The 23610-nt window shown below is 70.1% G+C and carries 15 protein-coding genes; 3 read left to right on the top strand and 12 right to left on the bottom strand.

All coding sequences use genetic code 11. From position 1 onward, the window contains the following. Nucleotides 1–32 precede the first annotated feature (32 nt). Nucleotides 33–434, top strand: coding sequence for an NTP pyrophosphohydrolase (locus ABZ937_RS04945; RefSeq protein ID WP_361685740.1), 402 nt, complete (start codon nt 33–35; stop codon nt 432–434). Between the two features lie 21 nt (nt 435–455). On the opposite strand, the gene ABZ937_RS04940 is transcribed toward ABZ937_RS04945, so the two are convergent. From ABZ937_RS04940 to ngcE, 10 genes are all read right to left on the bottom strand, one after another. Next, on the bottom strand, nt 456–1898 hold the full coding sequence (locus ABZ937_RS04940; protein ID WP_361685738.1) for a glycosyltransferase family 39 protein: 1443 nt from the start codon (nt 1896–1898) through the stop codon (nt 456–458). A 72-nt stretch (nt 1899–1970) separates the two neighbouring features. Beyond that, the gene (locus tag ABZ937_RS04935; protein WP_361685736.1) at nt 1971–3494 is read right to left on the bottom strand and encodes an amino acid permease; all 1524 of its coding nucleotides are present in this window, start codon (nt 3492–3494) and stop codon (nt 1971–1973) included. 139 nt (nt 3495–3633) lie between these two features. Next, nucleotides 3634–5562 carry a 1-deoxy-D-xylulose-5-phosphate synthase gene (gene dxs / locus ABZ937_RS04930; RefSeq protein WP_361685734.1) on the bottom strand — a complete coding sequence of 643 codons (1929 nt, stop codon included), beginning with the start codon at nt 5560–5562 and terminating at the stop codon, nt 3634–3636. A gap of 127 nt (nt 5563–5689) precedes the next feature. Beyond that, nucleotides 5690–6997 (bottom strand): sugar ABC transporter permease, encoded by a 1308-nt coding sequence (locus ABZ937_RS04925; protein ID WP_361686114.1) that lies wholly within the window; start codon nt 6995–6997, stop codon nt 5690–5692. Nucleotides 6998–6999: 2 nt separating this feature from the next. After that, a complete protein-coding gene (locus ABZ937_RS04920; protein WP_361685732.1) occupies nt 7000–7791 on the bottom strand; it encodes an ATP-binding cassette domain-containing protein in 792 nt (263 codons plus the stop codon). A 213-nt stretch (nt 7792–8004) separates the two neighbouring features. Beyond that, entirely contained in the window at nt 8005–9111 is a 1107-nt protein-coding gene (locus ABZ937_RS04915) for a substrate-binding domain-containing protein (protein WP_361686112.1), read from the bottom strand. A gap of 133 nt (nt 9112–9244) precedes the next feature. After that, entirely contained in the window at nt 9245–10444 is a 1200-nt protein-coding gene (locus ABZ937_RS04910) for an ROK family transcriptional regulator (protein WP_361685730.1), read from the bottom strand. Nucleotides 10445–10641: 197 nt separating this feature from the next. Further along, nucleotides 10642–11565: a carbohydrate ABC transporter permease gene (locus ABZ937_RS04905; RefSeq protein WP_361685728.1), complete on the bottom strand. Its 924-nt coding sequence runs from the start codon at nt 11563–11565 to the stop codon at nt 10642–10644. Nucleotides 11566–11580: 15 nt separating this feature from the next. After that, nucleotides 11581–12516, bottom strand: a complete 936-nt coding sequence (locus tag ABZ937_RS04900; RefSeq protein WP_361685726.1) for a sugar ABC transporter permease — start codon at nt 12514–12516, stop codon at nt 11581–11583. A 117-nt stretch (nt 12517–12633) separates the two neighbouring features. Beyond that, entirely contained in the window at nt 12634–14076 is a 1443-nt protein-coding gene (gene ngcE, locus ABZ937_RS04895; protein ID WP_361685724.1) for an N-acetylglucosamine/diacetylchitobiose ABC transporter substrate-binding protein, read from the bottom strand. 343 nt (nt 14077–14419) lie between these two features. Between ngcE and ABZ937_RS04890 the strand changes: the two genes are divergently transcribed. Together ABZ937_RS04890 and ABZ937_RS04885 are read left to right on the top strand one after the other, a co-directional pair. Continuing rightward, nucleotides 14420–18220: a GH92 family glycosyl hydrolase gene (locus tag ABZ937_RS04890; RefSeq protein ID WP_361685722.1), complete on the top strand. Its 3801-nt coding sequence runs from the start codon at nt 14420–14422 to the stop codon at nt 18218–18220. A gap of 28 nt (nt 18221–18248) precedes the next feature. Further along, a complete protein-coding gene (locus ABZ937_RS04885; protein WP_361685720.1) occupies nt 18249–18623 on the top strand; it encodes a hypothetical protein in 375 nt (124 codons plus the stop codon). Nucleotides 18624–18682: 59 nt separating this feature from the next. Here the strand turns inward: ABZ937_RS04885 and ABZ937_RS04880 are convergent, their stop codons facing one another. Then, on the bottom strand, nt 18683–21952 hold the full coding sequence (locus ABZ937_RS04880; RefSeq protein WP_361685718.1) for a GH92 family glycosyl hydrolase: 3270 nt from the start codon (nt 21950–21952) through the stop codon (nt 18683–18685). Between the two features lie 336 nt (nt 21953–22288). Beyond that, nucleotides 22289–23374, bottom strand: a complete 1086-nt coding sequence (locus ABZ937_RS04875) for a lytic polysaccharide monooxygenase (RefSeq protein ID WP_361685716.1) — start codon at nt 23372–23374, stop codon at nt 22289–22291. Nucleotides 23375–23610 lie beyond the last annotated feature (236 nt).

The following is a 23610-nucleotide window of genomic DNA, read 5'->3' as shown; positions in this document are numbered from 1 at the left end:
GTACCGGCCCCCACCCGTGGGATCCTTGCCGCATGAACGCCCCCGGCGACCCCCTGGATCCCCCCGTCTCCCCCGCCCCGCCGCTCGTCATCGTGGACGGCGCGAACGTCGTCGGCTCGCGGCCCGACGGCTGGTGGCGGGACCGCAAGGGGGCGGCCGAGCGGCTGCGGGACCGGCTGGCGAGCGAGGGCCTGCCCGGGCATCGGGAACCCGTGGAGATCGTGCTCGTGGTCGAGGGCGCGGCCCGTGGCGTGGCGTCCGTGCCGGGCGTGCGGGTGGAGTCGGCGCCGGGCAGCGGGGACGACCGGATCGTGGAGCTGACCGCCGAGAGCCCCGGGCGGTCCCGCCTGGTGGTGACCGCCGACCGCGAGCTGCGGCGCCGGGTGACGGAACTGGGCGCGGAGGTGGCCGGCCCGCGCACGGTCCTGGGCTGACCGCGTCCGCCACCCCAGGGCCTACGGCGTCCGGGCGTACAGCACCGCGCCGTCCACCCGGCCCACCTCCGTGTAGCCCTGCGCGAGCAGGCGGTTCAGGGTGGGGATGCGGTCGGGGGCGTACGGCTTGCCGCGGGAGTCGTCGACGACGAGGGCGGGGGCGTGCGCGGTCATCTCGCGCCGGAAGACCGGCCAGGCGCCGGGGACGGCGTACTTCTCGCCGACCTGGGGGCCGTCCCGGCCGCCGCTGTAGTTGGTCAGCAGGCCCGCGGTGAGGTAGCGGGTGGCGGGGGCGCGCCCGGCCAGCCAGTACGTCTCCGGGTGTATGCCCCAGACGAGGACCCGGTCGGCGGGTGCCGTGCGGTGCGCGAGGGCCGCCGCCAGCCGCTCGGCGTGCGCGAGTTCGGGGCGCGGGGCGATGAGGCCCCAGCCGACGAAGAGGGCGCAGGCGCAGGCCGAGGTGAGGACGGCGGCCAGGTGCCGCTCCAGGGGCAGGACGTGCAGCGCGGCGGTGGCCAGCAGGGCCAGCGGCGGGGTGAGTTGCAGGTAGTAGTGGCCGAAGAAGTGGCAGCCGAGGGCCACGGCGAGGGCCGAGGAGGCCAGCCACAGCCACAGCTCCCCCGCTCCGGCGCGGGCGATGCGCAGGGCCCGTACGACCGGCGGGATCAGCCCCGCCGAAGCCACCGCCAGGATCGCGGCGTTGGTGAGCGCGCGGGCCAGGACATGGAGTTCGGAGCCGGTGACGGAGGCGTACGCGGCGGAGCCGGTCACCGTCCAGAACAGGAAGCCGGCCGGATCCGTCACCAGGGCCACGCCCAGCACCGGGACGGCGAAGCCGGCCGCGAGCCGCGCCAGGCCCCCGCCCGGGCCGCCCCGCTGGTGCAGCAGCCAGGCCACCGGCAGCAGCACCGCGCCGCCGGTCTGCTTGGTCAGGAACGCGGCGGCGACGGCGGCCCCGGCCGCGCCCCAGCGCCCGCGGTCCGCGCACCACAGGGCGGCAACCGTGCCGGGCAGTATGAACACCTCGAAGGTGGCGGCCTGCGCGTCCTCGGGGTTGAGCCCGACCGAGACCAGCAGGTACAGCACCCCGGCGGTGCGGCCGGCCCGGTCGCCCCAGCGGCGGCGGGCCAGGGAGGCCAGCAGGGCGGCGGTGAGCAGCTGGGCGAGGACGGCGAGTACCCGCAGCGGGGTCAGCGAGCCGGAGCCGAAGACCGCGAACGCGGCCCGGTACAGCCAGGGCAGCAGCGGCGGCTTGCGGTCCACCACGGTGTCGTACAGCTGCCCGCCCTGGGCGAGCAGCCGCGCCTGTACGGCGAGGAAGCCCTCGTCCGGGTTCCACAGCGGCCGGGCGAAGGAGGGGATCCGGGTGGCGCAGGCCAGGGCCGCCAGGAGGGGCAGCAGCCGCGCCCAGTACGCCGTCCGGGTGACCGCGGTCCGTGCGGGGGCGAGCGGGGCGGCGAGCATGGTCAGCACGCTATCCGGCCCCGCGGTCCCAGCCGAAGCGGGACATACGGGGCCGGGGCGGGAGTCTGCGGGCTACTCGGCGGTTCCGTGCGGCGGGTGCACGACCTCGTCGACCGTGGTCTCCTCGTGCCGCCCGAGGCGGCTGTGCGAGCGGCCGTAGAGGAAGTAGACGAGGAAGCCGATGACCATCCAGATGGCGAACCGGAGCCAGGTCTCGGCGGGCAGGTTGAGCATCAGCCACAGCGAGGCGCACACGGACAGGATCGGGATGACCGGGACCCATGGGGTGCGGAAGGCGCGGTGCAGGTCGGGGCGGGTCCGGCGCAGGATGATCACGCTGAGCGCGACGACGACGAACGCGAACAGCGTGCCGATGTTCACCAGCTCGGCCAGTGCGCTCAGGCTGGTGAAGCCGGCCACGATCGCGATGATCACGCCGAGCAGGATGGTCGGCCGGTGCGGGGTCTTGAAGCGCGGATGGACGTGGGAGAAGAACCGGGGCAGCAGTCCGTCCCGGCTCATCGCGAAGAACACCCGGGTCTGGCCGAGCAGCAGGATCATGCAGACCGTGGTCAGGCCGACGGCGGCGCCGAAGCTGATGACGCCCGCGAAGAAGGGGTGGTCGAGCGCCTTGAACGCGTCGGCGAGCGGGGCGTCCACGGAGAGCTGGGTGTACTTCTGCATGCCGGTGACGACGATGGCGACGGCGACGTAGAGCACGGTGCAGATGAGCAGGGAGCCGAGGATGCCGCGCGGCATGTCCCGCTGCGGGTTGCGGGTCTCCTCGGCCGCGGTGGCGACGACGTCGAAGCCGATGAACGCGAAGAACACCACCGACGCGGCGGTGAAGATGCCCATCACACCGAAGTTGGACGGGGCCCAGCCGAACATCAGCTGGATCAGCGGGGCTTTGAGGTTGCCGCCCGCCTCCACCGCCTGGGCCTTGGGGACGAACGGCTTGTAGTTGTCGCCGTTGATGAAGAAGGCGCCCGCGATGATCACGATGAGGACGACGGTCACCTTGACGGCGACGACGAGCGAGGTGATCCGGGCGGACAGCTTCATGCCGACGACGAGGATGGCGGTGAGCAGCAGCACCAGGGCGGCGGCGAGGATGTCGAAGCCGAAGCCGGAGGCGCCGTCCCGGCCGCCCAGGGAGGCCGGCAGATGCCAGCCCCAGTTGTCCATCAGGGACCGGACGTAGCCGGACCAGCCGACCGCCACCACGGCGGTGCCGAGGGCGAATTCGAGGACCAGGTCCCAGCCGATGATCCAGGCGGGCAACTCGCCCAGCGAGGCGTAGGAGAAGGTGTACGCGGAGCCCGCCACGGGGACCGAGGAGGCGAACTCGGCGTAGCACAGGGCGGCGAGCGCGCAGGCGACGCCGGCCGCGACGAAGGCCAGGGACACCGCCGGGCCGGCGTTGTTCTTGGCGACCTGTCCGGTGAGGACGAAGATGCCGGTGCCGATGATGACGCCGACGCCGAAGACGGTCAGGTCCAGCGCGGAGAGGGACTTCTTGAGCGAGTGCTCGGGTTCCTCGGTGTCCAGGATGGACTGCTCGATCTTCTTCGTCCTGAAGAGCGTGCTGCTCACGTACCTACCTCCCACGCTCGTCGTCCTCGACATGATCGAGAGGGCCGGGGACGCGTATGCCCCGGCACAGGCAGGTTCACGCAAACGGGCCGGTTCCGCCACCGGGAGGAGTGGCGGAACCGGCCCGGAGGGTCGGTTTCTAGTCGCGCGCGGGCTGTACGGAATCGACCGCGCCGGCCGTCGAGTCGAACCGGCCGTCGAGCCGGGCGACCAGCCCGGTGACCTGGCGGGCGATGTCGGGCGCGGTCAGCCCGATCTCGGCCATGACCTCGGCGCGGGAGGCGTGGTCGAGGAAGCGCGGCGGGATGCCGAAGTCGCGCAGCGGCACGTCCACGCCCGCGTCCCGCAGGGCCTGGGCGACGGCGGAGCCGACACCGCCGACGCGGCTGTTGTCCTCGACGGTGACGACGACCCGGTGCCGCTCGGCCAGCGGGGCCATGGCCTCGTCCACGGGCTTGACCCAGCGGGGGTCGACGACGGTGGTGGAGATGCCCTGCCTGTCCAGCAGCTCGGCGATCTCCAGGCACATCGGGGCGAGGGCGCCCACGGAGACCAGCAGCACGTCCGGCCGGTCGGTGCCCGGCTCCCGGAGGACGTCCATGCCGCCGACGCGGCCCACGGCGGGTACGGCGGGGCCGACGGCGCCCTTGGAGAAGCGCACCACGGTCGGCGCGTCCTCGACCGCGACGGCCTCGCGCAGCTGGGCACGGACCTGGTCGGCGTCACGCGGCGCGGCGAGCCGCAGCCCGGGGACGACCTGGAGGATCGACATGTCCCACATGCCGTTGTGGGAGGCGCCGTCGGTGCCGGTGACACCGGCCCGGTCCAGTACGAAGGTCACGCCGCACTTGTGCAGGGCCACGTCCATGAGGACCTGGTCGAAGGCGCGGTTGAGGAAGGTGGCGTAGACGGCGAAGACCGGGTGCAGGCCGCCGTGCGCGAGGCCCGCCGCGGAGACGGCGCCGTGCTGCTCGGCGATCCCGACGTCGTACACGCGTTCGGGGAAGCGCTTGGCGAACCTGTCCAGGCCGACTGGCTGGAGCATGGCCGCGGTGATCGCGACGATGTCCTCGCGCTCCTCGCCGAGTCTGACCATCTCCTCGCCGAACACGGAGGTCCAGTCGGCGCCGGAGGAGGCGATCGGCAGGCCGGTGTCCGGGTGGATCTTGCCGACGGCGTGGAAGCGGTCGGCCTCGTCCTGGAGGGCGGGCTGGTAGCCGCGGCCCTTCTCGGTCAGGCAGTGCACGATGACGGGCCCGCCGAACCGCTTGGCGCGCGCGAGAGCGGACTCCAGCGCCTCGATGTCGTGGCCGTCGATGGGGCCGACGTACTTCAGGCCCAGGTCCTCGAACATGCCCTGCGGGGCGATGAAGTCCTTCAGCCCCTTCTTGGCGCCGTGCAGGGTCTCGTACAGCGGCTTCCCGACGACCGGTGTGCGGTCCAGGATGTCCTTCGTCCGGGCGAGGAAGCGCTCGTAGCCGTCGGTGGTGCGCAGGGTCGCCAGGTGGTTGGCGAGGCCGCCGATGGTGGGGGCGTACGACCGCTCGTTGTCGTTGACGACGATGACGAGCGGGCGGTCCTTGGCCTCGGCGATGTTGTTGAGCGCCTCCCAGGCCATGCCGCCGGTCAGGGCCCCGTCACCGATCACGGCGACGACGTGGCTGTCCCGCTTCTTCAGCTGGTTGGCCTTGGCGATGCCGTCGGCCCAGCCGAGCACGGTCGAGGCGTGGCTGTTCTCGATGACGTCGTGCTCGGACTCGGCCTGGGCGGGGTAGCCCGACAGGCCGCCCTTCATCTTCAGCCGGGAGAAGTCCTGCCGGCCGGTGAGCAGCTTGTGCACGTAGGACTGGTGGCCGGTGTCCCACAGCACCTTGTCCTTCGGCGACTCGAAGACCCGGTGCAGGGCGATGGTCAGCTCCACCACACCGAGGTTGGGGCCGAGGTGGCCGCCGGTCTTGGAGACGGCGTCGACGAGGAAGGTCCGGATCTCCTCTGCCAGCAGGTCCAGCTCCTCCAGGCTGAGCCGGTCCAGATCGCGCGGTCCCCTGATGCGGGTCAGCAGCGGCACCCGTGCCTCCTTGCAGTAGAGCTGATCGAGCTTTCGCCGGGCTCGCCCGAGTCTAATGTTCATGGTTTGCGGGACACGACAGCGCCCGGCGCCTTTCGGGCGCCGGGCGACTGGTCTACCCGTGGAGCTACGCGCGACCCGCGGTCTTCTGGGTCTTCCGCGTGATCGAGTCGATGACGACCGTGGTCAACAGCACAGCCGCGGTGATCATGTACTTCACCGGCTCCGCGATGGACTCCAGCTGGAGACCGTACTGGATGGACACGATCACCAGCACACCCAGCAGGGCGTTCCAGGTACGGCCACGCCCGCCGAACAGCGACGTGCCACCGATCACGGCCGCGGCGATCGCGTTCATCAGCAGGTCACCCGTACCCGCGCTCTGGTTGGCGGAGGCGATCTTCGAGGCCAGGAACAGACCACCGATCGCCGCGAACCCGCCGGAGATGGCGAAGACGGAGATCCGTACCGCCGTGACGCTGATACCGGCGCGCCGGGACGCCTCCACGCTGCCGCCGAGCGCGAAGACCTTGCGGCCGTAGGAGGTGCGGCGCAGCACGAAGTCGGTGCCGATCAGGAACACGAGGAAGATCACGGTGGCCAGCGGCAGGCCCTTGTACTGGTTGTACATGTAGGCCGCGGCGAAGGCGACCACCGCGAGCAGCGCCGTGCGCAGGACCGTGTCGCTGAGCGGCCGGGACGGGACGCCCGCGGCCTCCCGGCGCCGGTTGCCCAGGAAGGAGCTGATGAAGAACCCGGCGACCACGACGAGCGCGAGCCCGTACGCGGCGGCCACGTCCGTGAAGGTGTACGTGGTCAGCTTGCCGATCAGACCGTCGCTGTCGAGGTTGATCGTGCCGTCCTCGCCCAGCACCTTCAGCATGAAGCCCAGCCAGAACAGCAGACCGGCCAGGGTCACGGCGAAGGCGGGCGCGCCGAGCACCGCGAAGAAGAAGCCGTGCAGTGCGCCGATGGCGGCACCGGCGGCGATGGCGACGAGCACGGCCACCCACTCGGGCCAGCCCTGGTTGACCGTGAGGACGGCCGCGAGGGCGCTGGCCGCACCGCTGACCGAGCCGACCGACAGGTCGATCTCGCCGAGCAGCAGCACGAAGACGATGCCGACGGAGATCATCCCCGTGCCGACCATCGTGACCGTGATGTTGCTGATGTTCTCGGCGGAGAGGAACTCGGAGTTCAGGACCTGGAAGACGATGCAGATGATCGCGAGGCCCAGCACGACCGGGAGGGAACCCAGCTCGCCGGCCTTCATCTTGCGCTTGAACTCGTACCAGTAGCCGAGCAGGCCCTCTTCCTGGACCAGCAGGCGCGGGTCGACGGCGGTGACCGCGGCGGCCGCGGCCTCCGGGTTCACGACCGGGGCGTCCTGCGGCTCCTCGGACGTCTTGCCGGGGTTCGCGGAGGTCTTGTCGATGCTCACTTGGAAACCTCCCCGTTCGTGCGCGCCGCACGGCGGGTCACGGCGTTGTCGGTGGCGCCGGTGATGGCGGAGATGATCTCCTCCTGCGAGGTGTTCTTGACCTCGAAGACGCCGTTGTTGCGGCCGAGGCGCAGGACGGCGACCTTGTCGGCCACCGCCTTCACGTCCGCCATGTTGTGGCTGATGAGGATGACGGCGTGGCCGCGCTCGCGCAGGCGCTCGACCAGGTCGAGCACCTGGGCGGTCTGCTCGACGCCGAGGGCCGCGGTGGGCTCGTCCAGGATGACCAGCTTGGGGTCGCCGAGCATCGAACGGGCGATGGCCACGGTCTGGCGCTGGCCGCCGGAGAGCGAGGCGATCGGGATGCGGACGCTCGGGATGCGGATGGACAGCGTGGTGAGCAGCTCGCGCGAGCGGCGCTCCATCTCGACCTCGTCCAGGACGCCCCACTTCTTCAGCTCACGGCCGAGGAAGAGGTTGCCGACGACGTCGATGTTGTCGCACAGCGCGAGGTCCTGGTAGACCGTCGCGATGCCCAGCGCCTGGGCGTCGTGCGGCTTGCTGATCGACACGGGCTTGCCATCCCACTCGATGGCACCCTCGTCGATGGGGTGAACGCCGGCGATCGTCTTGACCAGCGTGGACTTTCCGGCGCCGTTGTCGCCGACCAGGGCGACCACCTCACCGGCGTGGACCTCAAGCTCTACGTCGGTGAGCGCCTGAACGGCACCGAACCGCTTGGAGACCCCGCGCAACGCCAGCACGGGCGTAGCGGACACGTGAACCATCTCCTTCGCCGCCTGACCCGGCGGGAGGTTGTGCAGAAATCTGGGTGGGTGGGTTGGGAGCAACCCTGTGGGTGTTCCGTCCGGCGCCCCGGGGCCGAGCTTGCGGGGCTGTCTGTTGCGCCGGGGCGCCGGAGGACCTGGGGGCGGCCGGTCTCCTTCACGGCGGGCGTTCGGGGGATGAACGCCCGCGGCCGGGAAGGGACCGCCTACCGCTTACTTGGTGAGGCCGAGCTTGTCGCAGGCCGACTTGTACTTGCCGGCGCAGATCTCGTCGGCCGTGTAGACGCCGTCCTTGATGACGGTGTCCTTGATGTTGTCCTTGGTCAGCGAGGTGACCGGGACCAGGACGGACGGGACGTCCTTCTGCGAGCCGCTGGAGACCTTGTTCTTGGCGATGGAGTCCAGCGACTTGCCCTGGGCGAGCGCGACGGCCATCTCGGCGGCGGCGTCGGCCTCCGGGGCGTACGGCTTGTAGACGCTCATGTACTGGTCACCGGTGACGATGCGCTGCACACCGGCCAGCTCGGCGTCCTGGCCGGTGACCGGGACGCTCAGGCCCGCGGCCTTGAGGGCGGTGATGATACCGCCGGCCATGCCGTCGTTGGCGGAGTAGACACCCGCGATCTTGCCCTTGCCGACCGCGGAGATCGCCGCCTCCATCTCGGAGTTGGCGTTGTCCGGCGACCACTCCTTGGTGTCGTACTCCTTGGCGATGGTGACCTTGCCGTCGAGGGCGGAGTGCGCGCCCTTCTTGAACTGGGCGGCGTTCGGGTCGGTCACCGAGCCGTTGATCATGACGATCTTGGAGGACTTGGAGGCCTTGCTGCCCAGCGCCTTCAGCAGGGCGTTGCCCTGGGTCTTGCCGACCTCCTCGTTGTCGAACGAGGTGTAGGCGCTGATCGGGCCCTCGGCCAGACGGTCGTAGGCGACGACCTTGATGCCCGCGTCCACGGCCTTCTTGACGGAGTTCTGGATGGCCTTGGCGTCGACCGCGTCCACGATCAGGACGTCCACCTTGTTGGTGATCATGGTGTCGACCTGCTGGGCCTGCAGGTTCGCGTCCTGACGGGCGTTGTTGTACTCGACCTTGGCCTTGCCGTTCGTCAGCTCGCCGATCTTCTTCTCGATCAGCGGCCGGTCGAACTTCTCGTACCGCGCGGTCTTGTTCTCCGGAAGGAGGAGACCGACCTTGATGTCGTCGCCCTTCTTGGCGGACGCGGAGGAAGAGTCGTTGTTGCCCTTCGACTCCTTGGCGCTGCCACAGGCTGCCAGCGAGACGGCCATCGCACCAGCGGCAACAGCAACGGCGGCACGACGCATACGTGCGTTCACTTCACAAACCTCCCTGACGAGGCCGCGTCGTTGCGGCCGAGGTGGCTGGAAGTCAACTCGGCCACACGTGCGACGTCAAGAAGTAAATCCTTAACGAGATGGCAACGGTGCCATCCGTTCTCTAAGTGAAGGCAGGGGCCGCCACCGGCAGCGCCCCCTCCAAAAGGGTCGAATCGCCCATCTCGCTGAGGGCGAGGGCGAGCGCGCCGAGCACCTCCGCACGACCCCCAAGTGCCCCCGGGAGGACGGACAGTTGACGCGCCGCGCTGGGGATGGCGTAGCGGCCGACGGACTCCCTGATCGGCCCGAGCACCAGCTCACCGGCCTCGGCGAGATCACCGCCGAGCACCACCCGGCTCGGGTTCAGCAGATTGCAGAGATTGGCCACTCCACTGCCGATGTGGCGGCCGACGTCGGCGATCACCCGACGGCAGCCCGGGTCACCGTCCCTGGCCAGCCGTACGACGCCTTCCATGGTCAGATCGGGGCCGTGACCGGGCTGGAGCAGCGGGAGCACATAGCGCGCCGCCGCGAACGTCTCCAGGCAGCCGCGGTTCCCGCAGCGACAGACCGGACCGGATTCATCGAGTGTAATATGCCCGATTTCACCCGCTGTGCCGCCGGGTCCTCGGTAGATCTTCCCGTCGATCACCAGGCCGGCGCCGACACCGCTCGCGACCTTGATGTACGCCAGGTCGCGCACGCCCTTGCCGCTGCCCCAGACCAGCTCGCCGAGGGCGCCGAGGTTGGCGTCGTTGTCCACGTGCACGGGCACGCCGAGCCGTTCGCGCAGCTCCTCGGCGGGCTTGGTGCCGCCCCAGCCGGGCAGGATCGCGGTGGACCCCAGCGTGCCCGACTCGACGTCGATCGGGCCCGGCACGCCGAGCCCCACGCCGGCCACCTTGGTCCGGTCCACGCCGGTCGCCGCGATCAGCCGGTTGACCAGCTGTTCGGCCCGGTCGAAGCCCTGGTCGGCGGAGGCGTCGACATCCAGCGGCTCGGCCTCCTCGGCCAGCACCTGATGGGCGAGGTTCCCGATCGCGACGCGCATGTGGGTGTGCCCGAAGTCGACACCGATGACGATGCCGGCGTCCCCGCTCAGGCTGACGCTGCGGGCCCGCCGCCCGCCCGCCGACGTGGGCGTGACCTCGACGGTTCCGCCGTCCTTCAGCTCCCGCACGATGTTGGAGACGGTCGCTGCGGACAGCCCGGTCGTCCGCGCGATCTCCGCCTGCGTGAGGGACCCGGCCAGCCGTACGGCCCGGACCACCCGCTCCAGGTTGGCTCGGTGCAGCGATGACTGCGACCCTGGAGTCTCCACGACGACCTCCTGAGCGCGGGGCCGCTTCGATGAGACCCCGCGTATGTCCAACTAGTGAACTCTAAGCTGAGCCGTTCGGGGCGACTTACGTCAAGAGGTTGAACCGTTTCCGGGTATCAGGACACACCCGCGCACGCCGCCCCGGAGGTCGGGAACGGCGTGCGCAGGGACGGTCGCGGAACGCGATCAGGCCCGGTTCACTTCAGTGTGGCCGAGGTCAGACCCGCCTGCACCTGGCGCTGGAAGGACAGGTACACGACCAGCATCGGGATCATGGCGATGGTCACGCCCGCGAACAGAACGGGCAGGTCGGAGGCGTACCCCTGCTGCTGTTGCAGCTGGATCAGGCCCTGGGTGAGGACGTAGCGCTCGGGGTCGGAGCCGCTCTGCGGCTGCATGAGGACCGTGGGCAGGATGAACTGGTTCCACTGGCCCAGAGTGTTGAAGATCCCCACGCTGATCAGTCCGGGCTTCGCCATCGGCAGCATCACCTGGAAGAAGGTCCGGGTGTGCGAGGCGCCGTCCAGGATCGCCGCCTCGAAGACCGCCGTGGGCAGGGTCCGGAAGAAGGAGTGCATGAAGAAGACCGTGAACGGCATCGAGTAGGCGATGTAGACCAGGATCAGCCCCTGGTAGGTGTTCAGCATGTCCAGCCGTTTGACCATGAAGAACAGCGGGACCAGGGCCAGGAACACCGGGAACATCGCGCCGGCCACGAAGAAGTAGTAGAGCAGCCGGTTGCCCCAGAACCGGTAGCGGGCCAGCACGTACGCGGCCATCGACCCGAACAGCATGGTCAGCGGCACGGAGAACACCAGGACGATCACGGTGTTCAGGAAGTAGTCGCCGATGCCCTTGTCCCAGGCGCGTGTGAAGACGTCGAGGGACCAGTGCTGCGGCCAGCCGAAGGCCGAGCCGCCGATCTGGGTGTCGGTCTTGAAGGAGCTGAGCACCAGCCACAGCAGCGGCAGCACGATCAGCAGGGCCCACAGGGCGAGGAAGCCGTGGGAGAAGACGTTCAGGACGACGCCCTCGCTGCGGCTGTCGCCCGGACGGGCGGGGATCTTGGCCACGGACCGCCCGGCCTCGGCGGGGGCGTTCTCCTTGATGGGTGCGCTCATCGTCGTCTCTCCCGCTCAGAACTCGATGCGCTCGCGGCGGGTGGCGCGCAGCGTGACCACGGACAGGACCAGCGTGAGCAGCAGCATGACCACACCCATGGCGCAGGCGTAGCCGCTCTTGCCGTAGTAGAGGAAGTTCCGCATCATCACCGTCGACATCACGTCGCTGTGGTGGTCGGGGCCGCCGCCGTACGCGCCCATGTTCTGGGTCATCGAGGACACCAGTACGAACATGTCCATGACGACGATGCCGAGGTAGACCCAGGCGGTCTGCACGGTGTCCCACAGCAGCGGCAGGGTGATGCGGAAGAAGGACTGGTTGCGGCTCGCCCCGTCGATCAGGGCGGCCTCGTAGATGTCCCGCGGGATGGACTGCATGGCGGCCGAGAACAGCACCAGGTAGAAGCCGACGCCGTGCCAGACCACGACCAGGATCAGCGCCCACAGCACCATGTTCGGCTCGTTGAGCCACTCCACGGGTTTGTCGGCGTCGACCAGCCCGAGCTTGATCAGGAAGCCGTTGAGCAGACCGCCGCCGTCACTGCGGTACACCGCGTTGAACAGCACGGCGAGAATGGCCAGCGACAGCACCTGGGGGAAGAAGTAGACGATTTTGTAGAACTTCGACCCGGCGACCCCCTGCACCCCGCCGGCCCGGCCGCGTCCGCCCGCGTTCAGCATGAAGGCGAAGAACAGGGCGAGCAGGATCGTGATCACGGGGATGAAGATCAGGAAGAGGATGTTGTGCCCAATGGCGTCCAGGAAGACATCGTCCTGGAACAGCGCCCTGTAATTGTCCAGACCAATGAAGCGGAAGGTCTGTGACTGCCCCTTCCAGTCGGTCAGCGAATAGCCGAACGTCTGGATGTACGGCCAGATCACAAAGATCACATAAAGCGCCACGGGGACGAGGAGAAACCCCGCGACGAACCGGTACTGCCCTTTACGCATGGCCTTTTTCCCTGCCCTGTTGTGGAGCGCCCCGTCAGGGGCGCGGGGAACTGCGCGAGGACCACCACACACCGGCACCCGCGATCGCACCCGCACCCCTACGGCGACTGGGCGAACCTAATCCCGGTGGTTCTTCTTCGACGCGGGGTCCTTGGCCTGCTTGTCCACCGCCGCCTGACACCTCTTCAGCCACTCCTTCGGCTGAATCCGCTTGGCCATCAGCTCGTTGGACGCGGCCTCGATGGCCGTACCCATCTCGCCGTACCACTCGGTGTACAGGTAGCGGAAGGTGTTGTCACCCGCGGCCTTGGACGCCTCGACCGTGGACTGGGTGCCCGGGCGCAGCTGGACGCCCGCGTCGACGCCGTCCTTGAGGATGGTGAGCGAGTTGGCCTGCTTGGCGAAGAGCGTCGACCACTCCTTGGAGAGCATGCGCCGCATGAACTCCTTGGCCGCGGGCAGGTTCGCCGCCTTCGCCGGGATGACGAACGGCTCACCCGAGCCGGCCCGGATCGCCTCGAACGGCAGGGTGCTGCCGGGCAGCAGCGGCATGGGCAGGAACTTCATGTCGAAGTCCGTCGGCGTCTGCTTGAGCTGCTCGTTCTCCAGCCAGGAGCCGGAGGTGATGAACACGGCCTTGTACTGGTTCCAGCGGGTCTGCGACTCGGTGTGGGTCAGGCCGTTCGTGCCGGGCATCAGATAGCCCTTCTCGACGACCTCGTAGATGGCCTCGATGGCCTCCTGTGCGGCGTCGGAGCCGACGAACGCCTTGGGGTCGAGGTTGTCGATCGCCTTCATGGCGTCCAGACCGCCCTTCTTGGCGATCAGGTCCATGATGGCGACGTTGATGTAGTACGGGTACTTGCCCTGGTGGGCGAGGCCGCCGATGCCCTGCGACTTGGCGTCCTTGCAGATGGCGAGGAAGTCGGCCCAGGTCTTGGGCTCCTGCCAGCCCTTCTCCTTGAAGAGCTTGCCCGAGTACCACAGGCCCCAGACCGTGTAGATGTAGTTCAGGGCGACGATCTTGCCCTCCTGCATGCCCGGGTCGAGCGTGCCGGGGATCAGGGTGTCGCGGACCTTCTTGGCGGGGTCGTCGACCGAGGGCGCGTCCAGCACCTCGGCGAGGTCCAGCAGCTGACCGTTCTTGTACAGGACGTCGATATTGATCTTCTGGGCGCCGGAGTCGTCCACGATGTCCGGCGGGTTGCCCGCGTTGAAACGCGGCTGCAGCTTGCCGGTGATCTCCTGGGTGCCGGTGTGGCTGGAGGTGATGCCGAGCTTCTTGGCGAAGTCGGCCTCCCACGCCTTGGCGTAGTCGTCACCGTATCCGCCCTTGAAGACGACGACGTCGAGCTTGCCGCCCTTCTTGGCGCCGAAGGGGTTGTCCTTGGACGTCTTCCCCTTGGTGTTGCCGTCGTCCGACTCGTCGCTGCCGCCGCCGCTGGCGCAGGCGGACAGCAGGCCCATCCCGGGGGCCGCGACCAGTCCGAGCGCCGCGGACCGCTTGATCAGATCACGACGGCCGACACCTTCAGCGCCGTGGTGCGCAGTGGATCCCATGCTCAAGTCCTCGCCTTCTCCAGGACTCAGGCGGTGAACCGGATCCTCCCCGGCACCGCTGTCGGGTAGTGCTGGGTCGTGCTGGAAACGCCGACAGGTATAGTCCACTTCCCGCCGGCGGAGCAAGATCGAATGCAGGGTTCGCGTTGGGTCTTTTCCGAGTTGAGACCTCGCGGAAATCTGAAGGCCCGTAGGGTGGCCCGCCGGAAAAAGTCGCGACATAAACTCCCTGAATGCCGCAGTCAACACCCTTGACACCATGGGCCACTTGACGACCTACTGGTTCCTGCGCCTCGTAGCTGACAACGTTGTCCAGAGGGGGCGCAGGAGGGGAAATCCGTAGATGCAGCGGAGAACGCGGCACAGATGGGGTCCGGCGGTCGTCCTCACGACCGCCTTTGTCATGGCCGTCGGCGCGCAGGGCGCCGCGGTCGCCCTGCCCGCCGAGGCTCCGGCGGCGGACCGGGAGTTCGCATCCTCGTTCGAGGCGGGCGAGCCGGCGCCGGACTGGCTGAACACCGTCGACACGGGCCCGGACGGCACCAAGCGCGCCTCGGGCGTCGACGGCGGGTACAGCACCGGCATCCCGGGCAACGTCACCGACCATGTCACCGAGGTCCGGGCGAGCGCCGAGAACGCGGGCGCCGGCGAGGTCAAGGAGAACCTCGCCGACGGCGAGCCCGGCACCAAGTGGCTGACCTTCCGGCCCACCGGCTGGGCGGAGTTCGACCTGGACCGGCCCATCAGGATAGCGACGTACGCGCTCACCTCGGCCAACGACTACGACGAGCGCGACCCCAGGGACTGGACCCTGCTGGGATCCACCGACGGCAAGGACTGGAAGACCGTCGACACCCGCTCGGGCGAGAACTTCTCCGAGCGCTTCCAGACGAAATCGTACGATCTGCCGGAACCGGCCGAATACCAGCACTTCCGGCTGGAGGTGACGAAGAACAACGGCGCCCCGGACATCCTGCAGCTCGCCGATGTGCAGTTCTCCACCGGAGGCGGCGGCGGTCCGGTGCCGCAGGACATGCTGACCCTGGTCGACAAGGGCCCGAGCGGCTCCCCGACCGCCAAGGCACGGGCCGGCTTCACCGGGAAGCGTGCGCTGCGCTACGCCGGCCGGCACACCGCGGACGGCCGGGCGTACTCGTCCAACAAGGTCTTCGACGTGAACGTGAAGGTCGGCCGCGACACCCGGCTGTCGTACCGCATCTTCCCGTCGATGGCCGACGGCGACCGCGACTACGACGCCACGCACGTCTCCGTCGACCTCGCCTTCACCGACGGCACCTACCTGAGCGCTCTGGGCGCGCTGGACCAGCACGGCTTCCCGCTCTCCCCGAGAGGGCAGGGCGCGTCGAAGGCGCTGTACGTCAACCAGTGGAACGAGGTGGCCGCGCGGATCGGCTCGGTGGCGGCCGGGAAGACCGTCGACCGGATCCTGGTGGCGTACGACTCCCCCGACGGCCCGGCGAAGTTCCGCGGCTGGGTGGACGACGTGTCGCTGAAGCCGGTGCCGCCCGAGAAGCCGAAGGCGCATCTGTCGGACTACGCGCTGACCACCCGCGGCACCAACTCCAGCGGCAGCTTCTCGCGCGGCAACGACTTCCCCGCGACGGCCCTGCCGCACGGCTTCAACTTCTGGACGCCGGTGACCAACGCGTCCTCGCTGAGCTGGCTGTACGAGTACGCGCGGGCGAACAACGCCGACAACCTGCCGACGATCCAGGCGTTCAGCGCGAGCCATGAGCCGAGCCCCTGGATGGGCGACCGGCAGACCTTCCAGCTGATGCCGTCGGCCGCGTCCGGCACCCCGGACACCGGCCGCGAGGCGCGGGAGCTGGCCTTCCGGCACGAGAACGAGACCGCGCGGCCGTACTACTACGGGGTGCGGTTCGAGAACGGCCTCAAGGCCGAGATGGCCCCGACCGACCACGCGGCCGCGCTGCGCTTCACCTACCCCGGCGACGACACGAGCGTCCTGTTCGACAACGTCACCGAGCAGGCGGGCCTGACCCTGGACAAGGAGCACGGGATCGTCACCGGCTACTCGGACGTGAAGTCGGGCCTGTCCACGGGCGCGACCCGGCTGTTCGTGTACGGCGAGTTCGACAAGCCGGTCACCGACGGCGCGTCGAGCGGCGTCAAGGGCTACCTGCGCTTCGACGCGGGCGCCGACCGCACCGTCACCCTGCGCCTGGCCACCTCGCTCATCGGCATCGACCAGGCCAAGGACAACCTGCGCCAGGAGATCCCGGACGGCACCTCCTTCGACACGGTCAGGGCACGGGCCCAGCGCACCTGGGACAAGCTGCTCGGCAAGGTCGAGGTGGAGGGCGCGACCCCGGACCAGCTGACCACGCTCTACTCCGGGCTGTACCGGCTGTACCTGTACCCCAACTCCGGCTTCGAGCGGGTCGACGGCAAGGACCGCTACGCCTCGCCGTTCTCCGCCATGCCGGGCCCGGACACCCCGACGCACACCGGCGCGAAGATCGTCGACGGCAAGGTGTACGTGAACAACGGCTTCTGGGACACGTACCGGACCACCTGGCCGGCGTACTCCTTCCTGACGCCCTCCCAGGCGGGCGAGATGGCCGACGGGTTCGTGCAGCAGTACAAGGACGGCGGCTGGACCTCCCGCTGGTCCTCCCCCGGCTACGCCGACCTGATGACCGGCACCTCCTCGGACGTGGCGTTCGCCGACGCCTACGTCAAGGGCGTGAAGTTCGACGCGAGGGCGGCGTACGACGCGGCCGTGAAGAACGCGACCGTCGTCCCGCCGATGTCGGGCGTGGGCCGCAAGGGCATGACCACCTCGCCCTTCCTCGGCTACACCGCCACCGACACCCACGAGGGCCTGTCGTGGGCGATGGAGGGCTACGTCAACGACTACGGCATCGCGAAGATGGGCGAGGCGCTCTACCGGAGGACCGGCGAGAAGCGCTACCGGGAGGAGTCGCAGTACTTCCTCAACCGGGCGCGGGACTACGTGAAGCTGTTCGACACCAGGGCCGGCTTCTTCCAGGGCCGGGACGCCAAGGGTGCCTGGCGGGTGGAGTCCTCGAAGTACGACCCGCGCGTGTGGGGCTACGACTACACGGAGACCAACGGCTGGGGCTACGCCTTCACCGCCCCGCAGGACAGCCGGGGCCTGGCCAATCTGTACGGCGGCCGGCAGGGCCTGGCCGACAAGCTCGACGCCTACTTCGCCACCCCGGAGACCGCCTCCCCGGACTACGTCGGCTCCTACGGCGGTGTCATCCACGAGATGACCGAGGCGCGGGACGTCCGGATGGGCATGTACGGCCACTCCAACCAGGTCGCGCACCACGTCATCTACATGTACGACGCGGCCGGCCAGCCGTGGAAGGCGCAGGCGTACGCGCGCGAGGCGCTGTCCCGGCTCTACACCGGCAGCGAGATCGGGCAGGGCTACCACGGCGACGAGGACAACGGCGAGCAGTCGGCCTGGTACCTCTTCTCCGCGCTCGGCTTCTACCCGCTGGTCATGGGCAGCGGCGAGTACTCCATCGGCTCCCCGCTGTTCAAGAAGGTGACCGTGCACCTGGAGAACGGCCGGGACCTGGTGGTGCGGGCGCCGCGGAACAGCGCGAAGAACGTCTACGTCCAGGGCGTGATGTTCAACGGCCGTCCCTGGACGTCGACCTCGCTCCCGCACTCGCTGCTGTCCAAGGGCGGGGTGCTGGACTTCTTCATGGGCTCCAAGCCGTCGGCGTGGGGCACGGGCAAGGACGCGGCGCCGGTCTCCGTCACCCAGGACGACGAGGTGCCGACCCCCCGCTCGGACGTCCTGAAGGGGGACGGCGCGCTCTTCGACGACACCTCGGCGACGAGCGCGACGCTCACCTCGGCGGACCTGCCGACCGAGGGCTCCGCGAAGCCGGTGCAGTACACGCTGACCTCGGCGGACCGCACGAAGGCGCCGGCCGGCTGGACCCTCCAGGGCTCCACCGACGGCAAGGACTGGAAGACCCTGGACCACCGCTCCGGCGAGGCGTTCACCTGGGACCACCAGACCCGCGCCTTCACCGTCGCCACCCCGGGCACGTACCCGAAGTACCGCCTGGTCCTGGACGGCGAGTCGACCCTGGCGGAGGTGGAGCTGCTGGCCTGACGGGCGGCGCGCGTGCGACAGTCGGCCCATGGAAGAGGTGCTCGCCGTACACCGGCTCCTCGCCCGGTGGGCCGGCTTCGTCGCGGAGGTCGAGGAAGGCTACGGCTGGTGCGCGCCGGAGTTCACCAACGACATGTCGTGCCGTTGCGAGCTTGCGGACCTGTGGCCCGCGCTGCCCGCGGAGACGGCCGCCACGCTGCGCCCGGTGCTCGACCGCTGGGACGCCCGGTTCCGCGCCGCCACCGTCCCGTGGCCGGGGCACGAGGAGGACCCCAGGTGGTGGCGGTGGCGCATCCCGCGGATGCTGGAGGCGGAACCCGGTGAGCCGCTGTACCGGGGCTGGCCCGGCGGATGGGACATGATGCCGCTCCCGAGACCGGACGGCGTACGGATCGAGCGATGAGGAAGCGGCCCGCCCCGGGAGACCGGGTGCGGGCCGCTTCGGCGTGCCGGGGTGTGGGCTCAGCCCGTGGCGAGGGTGAACACGTGCAGGTCCGCGTTCCGCGGGAGCGTGACGCTCGCGATCCGCTTGCCGGCCGGGGCCCGGTACGGCTCGGTGGCGAAGACGTACGTCGTCACCGGGTCCTTGTCCGCGCCGGCGACATTGCGGTACGCGGCCCTGGCGACGACCTGGTTGCCGTACTGGACGGTGCCGCCGCCTCCGCCGACGGTCCAGTCGGTGAAGGACAGGTCGGCGGTGTCGGTGGTGCCGTCGGTGTAGGTGACGGTCGCCTTGGCCTGCTGGTTGCCGTTGACCGCGCTGCCGATGAAGGACAACGCCGGGGCGGGAGCGGGGAGCCGGACGGTCTGGCCGGCCGCGGAGGCGTTGTCGGGGCGGCCGGCGGGTGAGGTGGGCCAGGTGAAGGCGAGGCCGTCGACGGTGCCGTGCCCGCCCGGGGTGAGGCCGGCCGCGGCGAGGGCCTGCCGGGAGTAGCTCCAGCCGCCGCCGTCGTAGTCGGCCTCGTCGTGGTCGCCGTCGTCGTCGGAGACACCCGTGTTGTCGTACGCGGCGAGCAGGGTGCCCGGCGCGGCCACGGTGAGCGCCACCGGCTGCCGGTACGAGGAGTCGCCCGAGGTCACCGTGACCTTGACGTCGGCGAAGCCCTGCTCGGCGTCCCGTGCCGCCGCGAGGGTGATCTCCTGGGCGCCGTCGGTCACCGTGCCCTCGGCGGGCGTGGCCGTCACCCCGGCCGGGGTCTCCACCCGGAAAAGCACCTCGGGGCCGGTACCGCCGGTCAGCGCCAGCGCCCGGATGCCGATCTTCGTGCTGTCGCCGGGGGCGAGGGTGGCGGTGGTGGGCCCGACACCGATCTGGTACGGCTGCTCGCCCTCCCGGAAGGACGGCGGCGGGCTGTCCGCGCCCCAGCCGCGGTCCGGGGCGGCGGAGAGGGTGTAGTCGAGCCGGCCGCCGTCCCGGACGAAGGACGCGGGCAGCCAAGGCCGGTCGCTGCTGCGGCCGTTCACCTTCAGGGACTGGACGTACGGGGCGTCGGCCGCCGCCCCGGTGGCGCGGACGGAGATGTCGTTGCCGTGCGGACGGTCGATCTCGACGCGCTCGAACAGCGGGGAGGCGAGGACCAGTTCGGCACGGGACGGCACCTGCGGGTACATGCCGAGGGCGGAGAAGACGTACCAGGCGGACATCGCGCCGAGGTCGTCGTTGCCCGGGATGCCGCCGGGCTCGGTGGACCACAGCTGCCGCATCGCCGCGCGGACGGTCTCCTGCGTCTTGTAGGGGGCGCCCGCGTAGTCGTACAGGTAGGGGACGTTGATGGACGGCTCGTTGTCCAGCTCGGACTTGGTGCCGCCCTTGCCGGTGAAGGCCCAGCCGCCGTCGGCGTCGTGGAAGAAGTCGTCCAGCCGGGCGAGCGCCTTGTCCCGGCCGCCCAGCGCGGCGAAGAGACCCGCCGGGTTGTGCGGGACCATCCAGGTGTACTGGGCGGCCGTGCCCTCGACGAACCCGTTGCCGGTGCCCGGGGTGAAGCCGGTGACCCAGCTGCCGTCGGCCTTGCGATCGGCGACGTAGCCCCCGGTGGGGTCGGCCGCGATGTTGACGTTGTTCTGCCACCACTGGGCGCGCCGGGCGAAGCCGGCCGCCGTGTCCTTCTCCCCCGCCGCGCGGGCGAGTCGGGAGATCGCGTAGTCCGCGGTGGACATCTCCAGGGTCTCGGCGGCACCGCCCCAGGCGTTGGACACGCTCGGCATGTAGTGCTGTGCGAGGTACTTGTCGAGAGAGGGACGCTGGCCGGCCGACAGCACGGGCTTGCCGGCCGGGGACAGATCCTGCGGGGTGGGCACGGTCGCCGCCCGGACCAGGGACTTCAGGGCGCCCTTGAGGTCGAAGTCCGTGCCGCCGAAGGCGTGGATGCCGGCGAGGGCGGTCGGCGAGGGGTCGCCGTTCATGACGTGGGTGCCGCTCGCGCCGTGCAGCCAGCGGTCCCAGACGCCGCCGTTCTGCCGGGCGAGTTCGTACAGGGACTGCGCGATGTCCGAGCCCGTGCGCGGGTCGAGCAGCGTCAGCAGCTGGACCTGGTCCCGGTAGACGTCCCAGCCGGAGAAGGTGCCGTACTGGGCGTGCCGGCGACGGTCGACCGTGTGCACGCGGCCGTCGGCGCCCCGGTACCGGCCGTCGGCGTCGCTGATGACGTTCGGGTGCAGCAGCGCGTGGTAGAGCGCGGTGTAGAAGGTGGTGCGCTCGGCGTCCGTGCCGCCGCCGACCCGGACGGCCCCCAGCCGCTCCCGCCAGGCCCGCCGGGCCGCTTCCCGGACCGCGTCGAAGGAGCGCCGGGGCGGGTTCTCGGCGGCCAGGTTGGCCTCGGCGGCCTCCCGGCTGACGTACGAGATGCCGACCTTGACGCCGACCGGCCCGTCGCCGGGCGCGAACTCGACGTATCCGCCCGCGCCCTTCCCGGCGACCGGCCGCCCGCCGTGCGAGAAGCCCCCGGTGCCGCCGGACGCCTCCCGGGACCCGGGCTCCAGCTTGTCGTCCTGCCAGGTGCCGGTGGCCTTGAAGGCGCGGTCGAAGCGGGCGGTGAAGTGGAGGGTGTAGTAGGCGCGCTGCCCTTCGGGATCGAGGTAGCCGCAGAAGTCGCCGGAGGTGACCGAGCCGAAGATCGTCCGGGTGTCCGGGTCGATGGTGACCGTCGAGTCCTGCGAGCCCACCTCGGAGTTGGCGGTGCGCACCAGCAGGGTGGCGGGCTTGCCGGCCGGGTAGGCGAAGCGGGCCGAGCCGGTGCGCGCGGTGGCGGTGAGGTCGGCGGTGACGCCGGAGGCCAGGCCGACCCGGTAGTGGCCGGGCTCGGCACTCTCGTCGGTGTGGCGGAAGTCGGAGGCGTAGACGGCGTCCTTGGTGTCGCTCGCCGGGGAGGAGGTGACCTCGCCGGCGTACGGGAAGAACGGGATGTCGCCGCTGCCGCCCGCGCAGCCGGTGCCGGACATGTGGGTCAGGCTGAAGCCGCGGATACGGGTGGCGTCGTACTGGTAGCCGCCCGGGGCGGCGGTTCTCGTCGCGTCGCCGCGGGTGTTCTCCGGGCTCCAGGAGAGCATGCCGAACGGCACGACGGCGCCCGGGAAGACGTCACCGCCGTTCTTGGTGCCGATCAGCGGATCGACGTACGGGGTGGGGTCCTTGACGAGGCCGGGAGGAGCTGCGGTCGCCGCGAGGACGGGGGTTGCGGTGCCGCCGGTCGCGAGCAGCGCGGCCAGCAGCAGGGACATGGGTCGGAAACGCATGACGCGGCCCTTCCTCCTATCGGACGGGTCGCGCACCACAGGTCGCACAAGCCGCAGGGACAGTAGCGTGCGTCACCCGTACCACGGAAGACCGCGTGCACCCCGCCCGGCGCGCGCCGGGATCACCCGCTCGGACTAACCAAGTCGCTTGACATCGTTGTCCGTTGAGGCGGTAGAGTCATGTGCAGACGATATGACAACGATGTCGCGCGACTTCAGGTCGCCGCACAAGCCACGCAGTTGCAGGCCATCCCCATCCGGGCAGGGATCCCACCCCCCTCACCTGCCCGGCTCGCGGACCCGGTGCGCACGGCCACCGGGTCCGCCCAGAGCGGCTCAACCCACCTGACAGGGCAGGCTGGTGGCGCTGTCGCCGCCGTCCCCCTGGACGACGTAGCCGAACGTCGTGGACCGGCCGGGACTCAACGAGCCGTTCCAGTCGGCGTTGTGGACCATGACGTCCCGTCCGGTGTAGGTGGCGTTGCCGTTCCAGAGGCTGGCCACCTTCTGGCCGGCCGGCAGCGTCCAGTCGACCATCCAGCCGAGCATCGGCACGTCACCGCTGTTGGTCACCGTCACCTCGGACTGGTAGCCGCCGGACCAGCTGCCCGTCGTCCTGCGGGTGGCGGTGCAGGTGCCGGGCGGCGGCTCGGTGGGGCTGCCGGGGTCGTGGACGCCGGTCACCTCGCCGTTGCCGCCGTCGAACACGACGTCGGAGCAGGAGTAGAAGGTCTCCGCGCTGTCCGACCGCTGCCACACCATGTAGATGACGTGCCGCCCCGACTTGCCCGACGGGAGCGCGCCGGTCCAGGAGTAGTTCGCCTCGACCGTGCCCGGCGAGCCGTGCAGCGGCGGGTGGTCGACGGTGAGGAAGGGCCGGTCCTCCATCTGGTCCCAGGTGAGCGGCTTGGCCGGGTCGTAGCCGTCCTTGGTGACGTAGACGTAGAACCAGCCGGGGTGCGCCGCCCAGGCGTTGTAGGAGAAGTCGACCGTGGCGCCCGCGGTCAGGTGGGTCACCGGCCAGTCGTCCCGGGCCAGGTCGAAGCCGGTGAAGTTGGGATTGCCGCCGCTGCACAACTGCCCGTCCGGCACGAAGCCACGGGTGCGGCCGGCACCGTCGGAGCGGAGCACGGAGAACCAGTTGTAGAACGGCGTGGTCCCGCCGGCCTGCTGGGCCGCCTTGCAGGCCGGGTTGACGGCCTTGATCTCACCGGTGTCGGTGAGCGCGTCCTGCCAGCACAGGAAGGTCCGGCTGCCCGGCTTCATGGGGGTGCCGTGGGCGGAGGCCGGGGTGCCCGCGGCGAGGACCAGGCCGAGGGCGGGCAGGGCGGTGAGCAGGGCCAGGGCGATCAGGAAGAAGGCCGACCGGCGGCTGCGGCGCGGTAATCGCGGACGGAAGCAGGTTGGGGTTGTCAGATGCATGACACTCGATGTCCTCCTCGGTGACGGGGCAGGGCCCAGGTGGAGTACAGGGGTCTATGGATCTATGGGTCTTGGGTCTATGGACCTTGGGGCTATGGGAGCGCTCCCATAACCTCCATTTCGTGAAGCTAGCGCCAAGCGCCGTCGCTGTAAACGCCCCTGCGGCGACCGGACGGGAGGGGTCTCCGAGGAGCACACTGGAGACGCGGAGAGGGGGCGTTCGGAGGGCGGGGGGA

This window comes from Streptomyces sp. NPDC046727, assembly GCF_040645635.1.
Classification (GTDB): domain Bacteria; phylum Actinomycetota; class Actinomycetes; order Streptomycetales; family Streptomycetaceae; genus Streptomyces.
This window is presented reverse-complemented; position numbering and strand designations above follow the sequence as displayed.